Annotated in this window: 10 protein-coding genes; 6 read left to right on the top strand and 4 right to left on the bottom strand. The window is 67.8% G+C overall.

Features of this window, described 5'->3' with window-relative positions:
* Nucleotides 1-383 precede the first annotated feature (383 nt).
* The 3 genes from AC1DSO_RS17590 to AC1DSO_RS17580 all read left to right on the top strand — a co-directional run bounded on the left by AC1DSO_RS17590 (nt 384) and on the right by AC1DSO_RS17580 (nt 4,148).
* On the top strand, nt 384-1,820 hold the full coding sequence (locus tag AC1DSO_RS17590) for a sugar porter family MFS transporter (protein WP_477070053.1): 1,437 nt from the start codon (nt 384-386) through the stop codon (nt 1,818-1,820).
* A 214-nt stretch (nt 1,821-2,034) separates the two neighbouring features.
* A complete protein-coding gene (locus AC1DSO_RS17585) occupies nt 2,035-2,304 on the top strand; it encodes a DUF6289 family protein (protein ID WP_477070052.1) in 270 nt (89 codons plus the stop codon).
* A gap of 221 nt (nt 2,305-2,525) precedes the next feature.
* Complete coding sequence (locus AC1DSO_RS17580) at nt 2,526-4,148, top strand: family 43 glycosylhydrolase (protein ID WP_477070051.1); 1,623 nt, start codon at nt 2,526-2,528, stop codon at nt 4,146-4,148.
* Here the strand turns inward: AC1DSO_RS17580 and AC1DSO_RS17575 are convergent.
* From AC1DSO_RS17575 to AC1DSO_RS17565, 3 genes are all read right to left on the bottom strand, one after another.
* Nucleotides 4,126-5,847: a M61 family metallopeptidase gene (locus tag AC1DSO_RS17575; RefSeq protein WP_477070050.1), complete on the bottom strand. Its 1,722-nt coding sequence runs from the start codon at nt 5,845-5,847 to the stop codon at nt 4,126-4,128. The genes AC1DSO_RS17580 and AC1DSO_RS17575 overlap by 23 nt on opposite strands.
* A gap of 60 nt (nt 5,848-5,907) precedes the next feature.
* Entirely contained in the window at nt 5,908-6,597 is a 690-nt protein-coding gene (locus tag AC1DSO_RS17570; RefSeq protein WP_477070049.1) for a M23 family metallopeptidase, read from the bottom strand.
* Between the two features lie 270 nt (nt 6,598-6,867).
* Entirely contained in the window at nt 6,868-7,464 is a 597-nt protein-coding gene (locus AC1DSO_RS17565) for a TetR/AcrR family transcriptional regulator (RefSeq protein ID WP_477070048.1), read from the bottom strand.
* Nucleotides 7,465-7,652: 188 nt separating this feature from the next.
* On the opposite strand from AC1DSO_RS17565, the gene AC1DSO_RS17560 reads away from it, so the two are divergent.
* The 3 genes from AC1DSO_RS17560 to AC1DSO_RS17550 are packed head-to-tail and all read left to right on the top strand — an operon-like array spanning nt 7,653 to nt 13,393.
* On the top strand, nt 7,653-8,810 hold the full coding sequence (locus AC1DSO_RS17560; protein WP_477070047.1) for an efflux RND transporter periplasmic adaptor subunit: 1,158 nt from the start codon (nt 7,653-7,655) through the stop codon (nt 8,808-8,810).
* A 12-nt stretch (nt 8,811-8,822) separates the two neighbouring features.
* Entirely contained in the window at nt 8,823-11,987 is a 3,165-nt protein-coding gene (locus AC1DSO_RS17555; protein ID WP_477070046.1) for an efflux RND transporter permease subunit, read from the top strand.
* 2 nt (nt 11,988-11,989) lie between these two features.
* The gene (locus tag AC1DSO_RS17550; RefSeq protein ID WP_477070045.1) at nt 11,990-13,393 is read left to right on the top strand and encodes an efflux transporter outer membrane subunit; all 1,404 of its coding nucleotides are present in this window, start codon (nt 11,990-11,992) and stop codon (nt 13,391-13,393) included.
* A 321-nt stretch (nt 13,394-13,714) separates the two neighbouring features.
* Here the strand turns inward: AC1DSO_RS17550 and AC1DSO_RS17545 are convergent, their stop codons facing one another.
* Nucleotides 13,715-14,197, bottom strand: a complete 483-nt coding sequence (locus AC1DSO_RS17545; RefSeq protein ID WP_477070044.1) for a lipocalin-like domain-containing protein — start codon at nt 14,195-14,197, stop codon at nt 13,715-13,717.
* Nucleotides 14,198-14,241 lie beyond the last annotated feature (44 nt).

Below are 14,241 nucleotides of genomic sequence, written 5' to 3'. Positions count from 1 at the left end.
GAGTAGGAGGCGACCTTCCCAAGGTCAGCGATGGGGGGGGTGGCGGCCATCCGGAATCCCTCTCTCTSAGAGAGAGGGGTTTGGGAGCGCCCGCCAAGGCTCGAAACTCGCCGCGCGTGTCGCGCCGCCAAGCGGACATCCGGATCATACGCCGCTGCGCTTGAAAACGCCTCGCGCGTCCTACGACAGGGACGTCGCGGAAACCCGCCCGCTTCTGCTATCGATTGAACCGCGGGCTTAAGTCCCGTGCGCGGACGGGGCGGTGGTTCAGAACCGGCGCTTGCGCGCTGATACCGGTAACACTAAGCTCGCCGGCAACTAGAGGTCCGACAAAGGACCAAAGGGCATCAACGGGCCGGAGAGGCCCCATGGGGAGGAAACCTGTGGCTTCAGTATCCAACGCTGGCCCTAGCGCCGGCATGAGCGCCGATGGCGCCAAGGTCAACATGGCCTTCGTGGCCGCCATCGTCGCCGTCGCCACCATCGGCGGCTTCATGTTCGGCTACGACAGCGGCGTCATCAACGGCACGCAGGAAGGCCTGGAAAAGGCTTTCAACCTCAGCAAGCTGGGCACCGGCCTCAATGTCGGCGCGATCCTGATCGGCTGCGCCTTCGGCGCCTTCGCCGCCGGCCGGCTGGCCGACGTCTGGGGCCGCCGCACCGTGATGATCATCTCGGCGCTGCTGTTCCTGGTCAGCGCCCTGGGCACCGGCGCGTCGCACACCTCGCTGGTCTTCATCCTGTTTCGCCTGATCGGCGGCCTGGGCGTCGGCGCGGCCAGCGTGCTCTGCCCGGTCTACATCTCGGAAGTCACGCCCGCCAATATCCGCGGCCGCCTGTCGTCCGTGCAGCAGATCATGATCATCACCGGCCTGACCGGCGCGTTCGTGGCCAACTATGTGCTGGCCCACACCGCCGGCAGCTCGACCGCCCCGTTCTGGATGGGCCTGCCGGCCTGGCGCTGGATGTTCTGGATGCAGACCATCCCCGCCGGCGTCTTCTTCCTGTGCCTTCTGGGCATTCCGGAAAGCCCGCGCTACCTGGTCGCCAAGGGCAAGGACGCCAAGGCCGAGGCGATCCTGTCGCGACTGTTCGGCGCGGGTGAGGGCGCCAAGAAGGTCGACGAGATCCGCGCCTCGCTGGCCGTCGACCACCAGCCCAAGTTCTCGGACCTGCTGGACCCGACGACCAAGAAGCTGCGCCTGATCCTGTGGGCCGGCCTGGTCCTGGCCGTGTTCCAGCAGTTGGTCGGCATCAACATCGTCTTCTACTACGGCTCGGTGCTGTGGCAGTCGGTCGGCTTCACCGAGGACGACAGCCTGAAGATCAACATCCTGTCGGGCGCGCTCTCGATCCTGGCCTGCCTGGCCACGATCGCCGTGATCGACAAGGTCGGCCGCAAGCCGCTGCTGCTGATCGGCTCGATCGGCATGGCCGTGACCCTGGGCATCCTGACCTGGTGCTTCTCGACCGCCACCACGGTGGACGGCTCGCTGCACCTGGCCGCCGGCACGGGCCCGATCGCCCTGTTCGCCGCCAACGCCTATGTGGTGTTCTTCAACCTCAGCTGGGGCCCGGTCATGTGGGTCATGCTGGGCGAGATGTTCCCCAACCAGATGCGCGGCTCGGCCCTGGCCGTCTGTGGCTTCGCCCAGTGGATCGCCAACTTCGCCATCTCGGTCAGCTTCCCGGCCATGGCCGCCAAGAGCCTGCCGATGACCTACGGCTTCTACGCGCTCAGCGCCCTGGTCTCGTTCTTCCTGGTCCAGAAGCTGGTCCACGAGACCCGTGGCCGCGAGCTGGAGGCGATGGAGGGCTAAGGCGCTAAATCTCCTCCCGCGCGATGCGGGGAAGCCATCGATCGACAAGAAACGCCCGGGAGCTGCCTCCCGGGCGTTTTTCATTGGGATGGAGTGGCCCGCAAGGCGCCTTAAAATTGATTTTATGCGTAATACAACTTTACATGGACACAAGCCGAGCGTCGGTACACGCTTGAGACGTGGAACTTCCCACGAGCTCGGTAGGACTGTCGTCATGAAGAAAAGCATCAAGATGAAGATCGCGCTCGCCGGCGCCGGCCTGCTGGCCGCCATCGCCATTCCCCTGGCGGCCCTGGCCTATCCCCCGACCGGCATGGAGCGGGTCTATTTCGACGATGCCGCCCACACCACGATTGTGGGTGAAGAGACAATGTATTGCACGGGCAAGAAGACTCTTTGGTGGGGCGTCCAGACACCCTATTTCGACTATGAGATCATCGACTGCCACGATCCCGTCGAGCCACCTCGCTATTGGCCCGAATAGGCCTTCAATTGGATGATCACGACGCCCGGAAGCCCAGCTTCTGGGCGTTTTCTTGTGCGGTTTTCTGGTCCGGCGACGTTGTTTTGGACCCGCCTCGCGCTTGGAAAAAACGTCATAGAAATCAAGCGCACGACGCTATGACACCGGTGGACACGGCCGCTCGCTTGCCGCTAAGTGACCGCCAACGGACGTATGCGTAAAATCGTCGGGAGGAACACCCCATGGTCGACATCAACCGCCGCGGCGCCCTGGGCTCGTTGCTCACCGGCGCGGGCCTCGCCGCCCTGCCCGCCACCAGCGAGGCGGCGCAAATGGGGACCCTGCCCGGCAAGCCCGCCTCGGGCCCGACCTGGGCCAAGGGCGTCGAGGGCCAACGCAAGGCCGACCTGGGCGACGGCACGTTCCTGAACCCGATCCTGGCCGGCGACCATCCCGACCCGTCGATCCTGAAGGACGGCGCCGACTACTACATGACCCACTCGTCGTTCGACGCCTATCCGGGCCTGCTGATCTGGCACTCCAAGGACCTGGTGAACTGGACGCCGGTCACCACCACGCTGAAGACCAATGTCGGCTCGATCTGGGCCCCCGAGCTCTGCAAGCACAAGGGCCGCTACTACATCTACCTGCCGGCCAAGAAGCCGAACAACAACACCAGCTACGTGATCTGGGCCGACAAGATCGAGGGCCCGTGGTCCGAGCCAGTCGACCTGAAGCTGCCCCGCTATATCGACCCCGGCCACGTCGTCGACGAAAAGGGCGACCGGTGGCTGTTCCTGTCCGGCGGCGACCGTATCAAGCTGGCCCCGGACGGCCTGTCGACCGTCGGCCAGCCCGAGCACGTCTACAATCCGTGGCGCTATCCCGACACCTGGGACGTCGAGGGCTTCTCGCCCGAGGGGCCCAAGGTCATGCGCAAGGGCGAGTACTTCTATCTGGTCACCGCCGTGGGCGGCACGGCCGGCCCGCCGACCGGTCACATGGTCATCGTGGCCCGCGCCAAGTCACTGGCCGGCCCGTGGGAGGACCATCCGCGCAACCCGATCGTGCGCACCGTCGACAACAGCGAGAAATGGTGGTCGCGCGGCCACGCCACCCTGGTCGAGGGCCCGACGGCGAGCGACTGGTGGACGGTCTATCACGGCTACGAGAACGGCTTTTACACCCTGGGCCGCCAGACCCTGCTGGCCCCGGTCACCTGGACCGCCGACGGCTGGTTCGAGGTCGGCGGTGGTGATCTGTCGAAGCCGCTTCCGAAGCCGAAGGGCGGCAAGAGCGGTCCTCACGGCATGGCCCTGTCGGACGACTTCTCGACCGACAAGTACGGCGTGCAGTGGAACTTCTTCGATCCCAAGCCGGACGAGCACCAGCGCCTGACCCGCGCCGGCGGCGTCCTGACCCTGAAGGGCGCCGGCGAAGCCCCCTCGACCGGCGCGCCGCTGATCTTCGTCAACGGCGACCAGGCCTATGAGATCGAGTGCGATATCGAGATCGATCCGGACACCCGCGCCGGCCTGATCCTGTTCTACGACCGCCAGCTCTATTGCGGCCTGGGCTTCGACCAGAAGAACTTCGTCACCCACCAGTACGGCATCGAGCGCGGCCGTCCGGCCAATCCGCATGGCGCGCGGATGCTGATGCGGGTGCGCAACACCCGCCACATCGTCAGCTTCCACACCAGCGGGGACGGCGGCAAGACCTGGCAGCGCTTCGACCGGGGCATGGAGGTCAGCGGCTACCACCACAATGTCCGCGGCGGCTTCCTGATGCTGAAGCCCGGCCTCTACGCAGCCGGCAAGGGCTCGGCGCGGTTCCGGAACTTCAAGTACCGGGCGCTGGACTGATCTTCGAGAGACCGCTCAGTGTGCGGACGCAAGTTCGTTCCTGGGCGGCGGTCAGGCCCGGAGGGACCGACAGGCGCTGGAAGGTCACGGTCGCCTTGCCCTCGGGCCGGTAGCGGATCACGCGTTCCTGGCCCGTTGCGTCGGTGACGCGGAACGCAGTCTCGACGCTGGAGTCGTTCTGCGCGCCGCCTTCCCGGGCGATCAGGCGCATGCCGTCGCGCAGGCCAGCGGCATGGGCGGGACCCAACGGATCGACGCCGGCGAACACTCCCGTTTCGACGGTCGCGTCCCYATCGAAGCCCAGGACCCGCTCGGGCTGGGTGACCGTGCGCAGGGTCAGGCAGGCGAAGGCGTCGGCCGGCAGCGCCAGGCGCTCGCCCCGGACCTGGTAGCGGTCGATCGTCGCCAGCGGCGAGCGGCCCGCCACGGCCTTGAACGCCGCCTCGAAATTGGGCCGCAGGTCGCTGTCAGGGGCGCGGCGCTTGATCCCCCGCATCCGGCGCATCACCGCGTCCAACCCGTGGCCTTCCCGGCGCAGTTGGGCGTCGAACAGCACGCCCAGCAGGGCGCCGCGCAGATAGGCCATCTGCTCCAGGTCGTGATCTCGCCAATAGCTCTCGGCCATCCTTGCCTCCGGCGCGTTGCGGGCCGGCGAGACGCCGTAGGCCAGCAGGTCTTCGTTCCAGGCCTGGACATAGTCGCGCAGGCTGAAGAGCCCCGCGCGCAGCAGCAGTCGGCGGGCGTAGAAGTCGGTAAAGCCCTCCGACAGCCAGGCCGCCGCGCGATCCTTGCCCATCCCGCCCAGCTGGTCAGGGTTCCAGGTGTGGAAATATTCGTGAGCCAGCAGCCGGCGCAAGTCATCCAGCGGCAAGGCGGTCCCGACCCAGAGCGCGAAGGCGTCCACGCGTCCCGTCCCGCTGTAGGCGTCGATGAGCCTGGTCTGCAGCGGCGCCAGGGTGACGAGGAACGGCGTCGCCGGGTCACCCCAGAACGCGCGCTCGGTCCGGATCGTGCGGAAGGCCATGTCGGCGAACGCGGTGTCGTCGAACCGGTCGAAGGCGCCGATAGTGGCGATCCGCACGCCAGTGTCGGGGCCGGTCCCGGAGATCACCCGCAGGCGCGGCGAACCGATGGCGACACTATCGAGGACGTCGTTGACCGTCGCGGAGTTCGGGTCCAGCTGCTCGAGGTCGGAGGCGAAGCCGAAGCCCTTCGGCGCGCCGGTCCAGGCGAAGGCGGCGGGGTCGCCGCGGCGGCCGGCCGGAAACGCGAAGACCAGTTCGCCCAGCGTGTAGAACCAGTCAGACAGGATGATCGGCCGGATCTGGGTCGGATCCTGCGTGGTCGGCGCCGACGCGTAACCCGGGCGGATGCGATAACGCGCGTGCAGAGGCGCGCCGGGCGCCGAGCGGATCTCGGCGCCGCCATCCGGCGTCGGCGTCACCGCCTCGGCGCCGGTCACCGTCAGCCCTTCGGCGTAACGGCCAGGCCGGGTTTCCGCCTGAAACTGGCCGACGAACTTGAGGCGAGTCTCGCCGTCGGCGTCGGCGGGGAAGTCGATGTCGACGGCCAGGGCCGTCAGGGCGCCGTTCTCGATGACGGGCGACAGGACATAGCGGATCGGCGCCGGCGCGGCCTTGGCTGTGGGCGCCAACAGAAGGACGGCCAGCGCAAGACCGCACAGGGATATCCGCTTCACGTCCGACCCCATCCGCAACTTCAGATCGCGAATAGCCCATCGGACGACCGAAGGTCTAGATCAGTCTCCGGCGTCCGTCGTCTGGGCCACCGCCACCATCTTCGGCGTGATCAGGCGCGCGGCGTTCACGCGGTCGCCGTCAGGGGCCAGGATCTCCAGGTGCACATGGTCGGTGATGCCCGGATAGTGGCCCTGCAGGCTCTCGACCGTGCCGATCGGCTGGCCCAGGCGAACGGCCTGGCCGACCTCGACGTCCGGGCTCACATAGAAGGCGCGGGCGGCGTAATCCAGGGCGGGATTGGTGATCTCGACGAACTTCAGCTCGGTGTCGCCGGCATAGGCGTAGCCGATCTTGGTGACATAGCCCGACATCGGCGCGCGGACGCCCTGGCCGGCCGTGGCGACATAGTCGACGCCTTCGTGGGCGCGGGTCCCGCCGTCGCGGCGGGCGCCGAACTCGCCGTCGCCGAAGTCGTCATGGCCGCGCGGGGCCGCGCCGGTCGGGTTGGCGAAGTCGGACGCGCCGTCGCCGTCGATGTCCGCGCCCTTCCAGACCAGTTCCATCGTCGTGGGCCGGGCCTTGGGCTTGGCGGTGATCTCCGCCAGCAGCTTCACGATCGGCGCGGGCCCGGGCCGGACTGAGGCCGGGCGCTCCATGGCCGCCACCACCATCGGCGCGAAGACTGCTGTCAGGCCCAGGACGCACCGCATGGCGGCAGGGCTGATGATCTTCGCGGTCGATGCGTTCATGGAGGACTTTCTGTCTTGGAGGGAGCGCGCCGCGTCTTGCGGGGCAGGATGTATGTATTGGTTAATGGCCCCTTCACCATGCGACCGGTGGTCGCGCCGAATTCATGCTTAAGCTCTGAAGTTGTTGGCGAATTTCGGACATAATCGAAACTGTCATCCCGGCCGCAGCGAAGCGGAGAGCCGGGACCGCGGCAAGCGCGGCGCTTCCGGCGGTCCCGGATCGGCGCGCTACGCGCTTGTCCGGGATGACAGGATTGGTGAGTTGTAGCCCTAGCTCAGCAGGTGCCGCACGGTCGAGCGCAGCACCGCCGTCAGGGCTTCGCGGTCCAGGTCGGGATTGTTGACGCCGCGCATCAGCAGGCCGTCGAAGATCAGGCCGATGGTCTCGCAACGGGCTTTGAACTCGGCCTCGCTCCATTCAGGCTTGCGGTCGCGGGCCATCATCATCAGGGCCAGGGCGCGTTCCTGCTGGTCGGCCGAGCGGACGATGGCGGCGACCTTGGGATTGCGGGCCGCCTCGGCCACCACCTCGAGGGCCAAGGCGGCGCGGCGGGCGTCGAAACACTTGTCGATGGCCTCGGGCAGATGGTCGTCGATCGCGTCGCGCAGCGTGCCCGGCTGGCTTTCCATCTCGGCGAACTTGTCGCGCATCTCAGCCAGGTCCTGGGCGACGATGGCGGCGATGATCGCCTCCTTGTTCTCGAAGTAGCGGTAGATCTGGCCCACGCTCAGACCCGCGGCCTTGGCGATGTCGGCCATGCTGGCCCCATGGAAGCCCGACTGCCGCACACGTTCGCACGCGGCGTCCAGAATCTGCTGGCGACGCGATTCTGGCGACGGTCTGCCCGAATGAGTCTCGTCAGCCATTGAAATTCCTGATCGGCATTACATTTCCGTTAGGTCAGCTAAAGCCGTGGGGGGTGGAGGTTGACTTGCGACAGTACCGCTCCTATGTCCAGCCCGCTTGAGAATGAACGTTCATTCTCAGATTGTTCATCGTGCCGGTTTCGTCAAGGGCAATAGTCCGCGAAGCCATCGCATCTCCGGGATCAAACATGCACCTCCAACGCTCGGCCACGGTCACCGCCGTGGGGCTCGCCGCCATCGCCCTCACCCTCGCGGCCTGCGGCCAGAAAGGCGGAGCCGGCGGAGGCATGGGCATGGGTGGACCGACCGAGGTCGGCTACATCGTCGCCCAGTCGCAACCTGTGGGCCTGACCAGCGAACTGGCGGGCCGCACCTCGGCCCATCTGGTCTCGGAAGTGCGGCCGCAGGTCGGGGGCGTCGTCAAGGCGCGCCTGTTCCAGGAAGGCTCGATCGTCCGCGCCGGCCAGTCGCTGTACCAGATCGACCCGGCCACCTACCAGGCGACCTATAACAGCGCCGCCGCCGCCCTCGCCCAGGCCCAGGCCCAGGCGACCGCCGCCAAGCTGAAGGCCGACCGCTACAAGGCGCTGGTCGAGACCGGCGCGGTCTCCAAGCAGGACAATGACGACGCCCAGGCCGCCGCGCTGCAGACGGCCGCCGCCGTCGCCGTGCAGAAGGCCGCGCTCGACACCGCCCGCATCAACCTGAACTACACCCGCGTCGCCGCGCCGATCTCGGGCCGCATCGGCAAGAGCTCGGTCACCCCGGGCGCCCTGGTCACCGCCAGCCAAGCCACGGCCCTGGCCACGGTTCAGGACCTCTCCAAGATCTATGTCGACCTGACCCAGACCTCGGCCGAGCTGCTGAAGCTGCAGGCCGCGTTCAACAGCGGCAAGCTGGGTCGCTCGGGCTCGGCCCAGGTGACCTTGAAGCTGGAAGACGGCTCGACCTATCCGATCCCCGGCCGCCTGGAGTTCTCGGACGTGACCGTCGACCCGACCACGGGCTCGGTCGTGCTGCGCGCCATCTTCGACAACCCCAACGGCGTGCTGCTGCCCGGCATGTACGTCCGCGCCGTCCTCGACAAGGGCGTGGCCAACAACGGCATCCTGATCCCGCAGGCCGCCGTCAGCCGCGATCCGAAGGGTAACGCCATCGTGCAGGTGGTCGACGCCAAGGGCGGGCTCGCGCCGCGCCCGGTCACCGCCGCCCAGACGGTCGGCGACAAGTGGCTGATCACCACCGGCCTGAACGTCGGCGACAAGGTCATCGTCGAAGGCCTGCAAAAGGTCCGCCCCGGCGCGCCGGTCAAGCCCGTCGCCATCACCGCTCAAGCTCAACGCTAAGGCCGGCCCGTCATGCTTTCCCGTTTCTTCATCGACAGGCCCATCTTCGCGTGGGTCGTCGCGATCGTGATCATGCTGGCGGGGGCCCTGGCCATCCGCAGCCTGCCGATCGCCCAGTATCCCGACATCGCCCTGCCCCAGGTCGCCGTCAGCGCCTTCTATCCCGGCGCCTCGGCCAAGACCGTCGAGGACAGCGTCACCCAGGTCATCGAGCAGAAGATGAAGGGCCTGGACGGCCTGGACTACATGTCGTCGACCAGTGACAGCTCGGGCGCGGCCACCACCACCCTGACCTTCAAGGCCGGCACCAATATCGACATCGCCCAGGTGCAGGTGCAGAACAAACTGCAGACGGCCACCGCGCTCCTGCCGCAGGAAGTGCAGCAGCAGGGCCTGACCGTCGCCAAGTCGGCGCGGAACTTCCTGCTGATCGTCGGCATGTATTCGAACGATCCGAAGACGACCAACACCGACCTGGCCGACTACATCGCCAGCAACCTGCAAGACCCCCTGAGCCGCGTCGACGGCGTGGGCGACGTCCAGCTGTTCGGCGCGCAATACGCCATGCGCATCTGGCTGAACCCCACCCAGCTGACCAGCTACAACCTGACCCCCGCCGACGTGATCGCCGCGATCCGGGCCCAGAACGCCCAGGTCTCGGCCGGCCAGCTGGGCGGCGTGCCCAACCTGCCGGGCACCGCCCTGAACGCCACGATCACGGCCCAGTCGCGCCTGACCACGCCGGCCGAGTTCCAGGACATCATCGTCAGGAACAGCCCCGGCGGCGCCATCGTCCACCTGCGTGACGTGGCCCGTGTGGAGCTGGGCGCGGAAAGCTACGGCTTCGGCGCCAAGTACAACGGCAAGCCCGCCGCCGGCCTGGCCATCAAGCTGGCCCCCGGCGCCAACGCCCTGAACACCGCCGACGCCGTCAAGAAGCGGGTCGAGGAACTGTCCAAGACGTTCCCGCCCGGCTTCCAGTACGTGATCCCCTACGACTCGACACCGTTCGTGAAGCTGTCGATCGAGGAAGTGGTCAAGACCCTGCTCGAAGCCATCGTGCTGGTCTTCATCGTCATGTTCCTGTTCCTGCAGAACTGGCGCGCCACCCTGATCCCGACCATCGCCGTGCCGGTGGTGTTGCTGGGCACCTTCGGGGTGCTGGCCGCCTTTGGCTACTCGATCAACACCCTGACCATGTTCGGCCTGGTGCTGGCCATCGGCCTGCTGGTCGACGACGCCATCGTCGTGGTCGAGAACGTCGAGCGCGTGATGGAAGAGGAGGGCCTCTCGCCCGTCGAGGCCACCCGCAAGTCGATGAACGAGATCACCGGCGCCCTGATCGGCATCGCGCTGGTCCTGGCCGCGGTGTTCGTGCCGATGGCCTTCTTCGGCGGCTCGCAGGGCGTGATCTACCGCCAGTTCTCGATCACCATCGTCTCGGCCATGGCCCTGTCGGTGCTGGTGGCCCTGATCCTGACCCCCGCCCTCTGCGCCACCCTGCTCAAGCCCGTCGAGAAGGGCCACAAGGCCCACAAGACCGGCTTCTTCGGCTGGTTCAACCGCAGCTTCGACGATGTCAGCGGCCGCTATCAAGGCACGGTCCGCGGCCTGCTCGGCAAGAGCGGTCGCTGGATGCTGGCCTATGGTGTGGTGCTGCTGGCCATGGGCTTCCTGTTCATCCGCCTGCCCAGCGCCTTCCTGCCCGACGAAGACCAGGGGACGATGTTCACCATCGTCCAGCTGCCCCCCGGCGCGCCGGAAGAACGCACCCAGGCCGTGCTCGACACCGTGCGCAACCACTTCCTCAATGACGAGAAGGAGGCCGTGCAGGCCGTCTTCACCGTCGCCGGCTTCAGCTTCGCCGGCGCCGGCCAGAACGCCGGCCTGGCCTTCATCCGCCTGAGGGACTTCGACGAGCGCAAGGCCGCCAACCTCAAGGCTCCGGCCGTCGCCGGCCGGGCCATGGGCAAGTTCATGCAGATCCGCGACGCCATGGTCTTCGCGATCGTGCCGCCGGCCGTGCCGGAACTGGGCACCTCGTCGGGCTTCGACTTCCAGCTGCAGGACATCGGCGGCGTCGGCCACGAAGCCCTGGTCGGCGCGCGCAACCAGGTGCTGGGCATGGCCGCCCAGGATCCGACCCTCGCGGGCGTCCGCCCCAACGGTCAGGACGACACCCCGCAGCTGAAGATCGACATCGACCAGGCCAAGGCCGGGGCGATGGGCCTGACCACCGCCGACATCAACGCCGCGCTCAGCGCCGCGTGGGGCGGGACCTATGTCAACGACTTCATCGACCGCGGCCGGGTCAAGAAGGTTTATGTCCAGGCCGACGCGCCCTACCGCATGCGGCCGGAGGATCTGAACAACTGGTACGTCCGCACCAGCACCGGCACGATGGCCCCGTTCTCGTCCTTCGCCACCAGCCACTGGATCTACGGCTCGCCGCGCCTCGAGCGCTATAACGGCCTGTCGTCGGTCAACATCCAGGGCTCGCCCGCGCCGGGCAAAAGCTCGGGCCAGGCCATGGCCGCGATGGAGAAGATCGCCGCCCAGCTGCCGCCCGGCATCGGCTTCGAATGGACCGGCCTGTCGGCCCAGGAACGCGAGTCCGGCAACCAGGCCCCCGCCCTGTACGGCATCTCGATCCTGGTCGTGTTCCTGCTGCTGGCGGCCCTCTATGAGAGCTGGTCGATCCCGCTGTCGGTGATCATGGTCATTCCGCTGGGCATCATCGGCGCCCTGCTGGCCACCACCCTGCGCGGCCTCAGCAACGACATCTACTTCCAGGTCGGCCTGCTGACGACCATGGGCCTGGCGTCCAAGAACGCCATCCTGATCGTCGAGTTCGCCAAGGACCTGCACGAGAAGGGCATGGGGCTGATCGAGGCCACGGTCGAGGCCGTCCGCATCCGCCTGCGGCCGATCATCATGACCTCGCTGGCCTTCGTGTTCGGCGTGCTGCCCCTGGCCATCTCCAACGGCGCGGGCTCGGGCAGCCAGCACGCCATCGGCACCGGCGTGATCGGCGGCATGCTGTCGGCGACCCTGCTGGCGATCTTCTTCGTCCCGCTGTTCTTCGTGCTGGTCGAACGGATCTTCAAACCCAAGCACAAGCACCGCGACGACGCGGCGGCCGCCCCTGTCGGCCAAAGCACGCCGGAGGCGAACTAGAGATGCTGCGTAACCTGACCCTGATCCTGCTCGCCTCCACGGCGGTCAGCGCCTGCACCCTGGCGCCGGACTACAAGCGCCCGGCCCTGCCGGTGTCCCAGACCTGGTCGACCCCCGCGCTCGAGCCCGCCAGCTCGGTCACGGCCGCCGACCTCGACTGGCGTCAAGTGCTGGTCGATACGCGCCTGCAAGGCGTGGTCGACCTGGCCCTGAAACAGAACCGCGACCTGCGCGTGGCGGTGCTGAACATCGAAAAGGCCCGCGCCCAGTACGGCATCCAGCGTTCGGCCCTGTTCCCGGGGATCAACGGCGTGCTCAGCGAGCAGCGCGGCCGCACTCCGGCCTCGACCTCGCAGACCGGGACGGGCTTCGACACCGAGGTCTACAGCGCCACCGTCGGCTTCACCGCCTATGAGCTGGACCTGTTCGGCCGCGTCCGCAGCCTGAAYGCCACGGCCCTGCAGAACTATCTGGCCGAGCGGGAGACCGCGCGCTCGGTCCGCACCAGCCTGATCGCCGAGACGGCCAACGCCTGGCTGAGCCTGGCCGCCGACCAGGACCGCCTGACCCTGGCCCAGGACACCCTGCGGACCCGCGAGGAGTCGCTGCGCCTGATCCAGCAGCAGGTCGACGGCGGGGTCGGTTCGCTGATGGACCTGCGCAACGCCCAGACCCTGGCCGAGACCGCGCGCTCGGACATGGCGGTGTTCACCGCCCAGGTCGCCCAGGACCGCAACGCCCTGACCCTGCTGACCGGCGGCGACGTGCCGGCCGAGTTGCTGCCTTCGGGCAAGCTGGAGAGCGCCCAGATCCTGGCCGACCTGCCGGCGGGCTTGCCGTCGGACGTGCTGGTTCGTCGTCCCGACGTGCTGGCCGCCGAGCACCAGCTGCAAGGCGCCAACGCCAATATCGGCGCGGCCCGCGCGGCCTTCTTCCCGCGCATCAGCCTGACCGGCTCGACCGGCTCGGCCAGCGGCGACCTGGACGGCCTGTTCAAGAACGGCACCGGCGTCTGGAGCTTCGTGCCCCAGATCAGCCTGCCGATCTTCGCGGGCGGCGCCAATGTCGCCGGCCTGGACAGCGCCAAGGCCAGCCGCGACATCGCCGTGGCGACCTATGAGAAGACGGTGCAGACGGCGTTCCGCGAGGTCTCCGACGCCCTGTCGGTGCGCGCCACGGTCGCCGACCGCGTCGCCGCCCAGGAGCGCCTGGTCACGGCCGCCACCGACAGCCAGCGCCTGTCGCAACAGCGTCGCGACGCCGGCCTCGACAGCGCCCTGACTCTGCTCGATTCCCAGCGCACCCTGTACACGGCCCAACAAGGCCTGATCACCGCGCGCCTGGCTCGGGCGACCAACCTCGTCACCCTCTACAAGACCCTCGGCGGCGGCGCGCCCGCGGCCTAGGCAATCCAGAGCTCCCCGGCGCGAGCCGGGGCGGTTCGCTGTCCATCATCCCCCCCCGATGGCCGCGAACGGAAGGGCGCGCTCCTCCCCCCATCCCTGGAGCCGCCCTTCCACCCCTTCTGGGCGATGGCGTTGGGCGCTCGGTCTCCTTCTCCCCTTGCGGGAGAAGGTGGCGGCGAAGCCGACGGATGAGGGGTTGATAGCCCTGTCGGCTTGGCGTCCGGCCCCCACCGCCGCTGCGGCGAATCTGTTCTTCAACCCCTCACCCGACCCGCTTCGCGGGCCACCCTCTCCCGCAAGGGGAGAGGGGTGACCGACGTCCTACCGCTCCCGCTTCCATTCCGAGATCGGCGTGTTGCCGTCCGGCGCCGTGGGCACCTTCCAGCTCAGCGCGTCGCCCTTCAGCTCATAGCTCCGCCGCTGCGTCGTCCCTTCCCAGTTCTTGAACGAGGCGCCGTCGATCTTGAACAGCAGCTGGTGAGCGGCCTCGTCGATGGCGATCGTCCCGTAGTGGGTCGAGGAGCCCAGGGCGGCGTCGGCATATTCCTCGGCCGTGCCGCGCTTCTTGTCGCCCGAGGCGAAACCCGTGCGCTCGCTCTTGAAGATTTGCAGGCTGTAGCGGCCGGCCGCGTCGACGATCAGCCGGCCCTTGGGCGCGGCGCCATAGTCGTGCTCGCGCACGCCGGCCGGGGTGATCCGGTCGGCCGCCGTCAGGGTCCAGGTCCCGGCCAGCGGAAAATCCGCCGCCTGGGCCGCCCCCGCGCTCGCCGCCACCAGGGCGAGGACCATCATCGTCTTTCGCATCTCACATCCTATGTAACTTGCTTGATAGGTTACTGGTGCAAGCT

It is taken from the genome of Caulobacter sp. P4_E5, assembly GCF_056401555.1.
The sequence above is the reverse complement of the archived record's forward strand: the minus strand, read 5'-3'. Positions and strand labels throughout refer to the sequence as shown.

What these genes read in the sequence shown, in the direction of transcription:
- AC1DSO_RS17545 (WP_477070044.1), bottom strand. Translation starts at nt 14,197, where the DNA reads ATGCGAAAGACGATGATGGTCCTCGCCCTGGTGGCGGCGAGCGCGGGG.
- AC1DSO_RS17555 (WP_477070046.1), top strand. Translation starts at nt 8,823, where the DNA reads ATGCTTTCCCGTTTCTTCATCGACAGGCCCATCTTCGCGTGGGTCGTC.
- AC1DSO_RS17570 (WP_477070049.1), bottom strand. Translation starts at nt 6,597, where the DNA reads ATGAACGCATCGACCGCGAAGATCATCAGCCCTGCCGCCATGCGGTGC.
- AC1DSO_RS17560 (WP_477070047.1), top strand. Translation starts at nt 7,653, where the DNA reads ATGCACCTCCAACGCTCGGCCACGGTCACCGCCGTGGGGCTCGCCGCC.
- AC1DSO_RS17565 (WP_477070048.1), bottom strand. Translation starts at nt 7,464, where the DNA reads ATGGCTGACGAGACTCATTCGGGCAGACCGTCGCCAGAATCGCGTCGC.
- AC1DSO_RS17580 (WP_477070051.1), top strand. Translation starts at nt 2,526, where the DNA reads ATGGTCGACATCAACCGCCGCGGCGCCCTGGGCTCGTTGCTCACCGGC.
- AC1DSO_RS17585 (WP_477070052.1), top strand. Translation starts at nt 2,035, where the DNA reads ATGAAGAAAAGCATCAAGATGAAGATCGCGCTCGCCGGCGCCGGCCTG.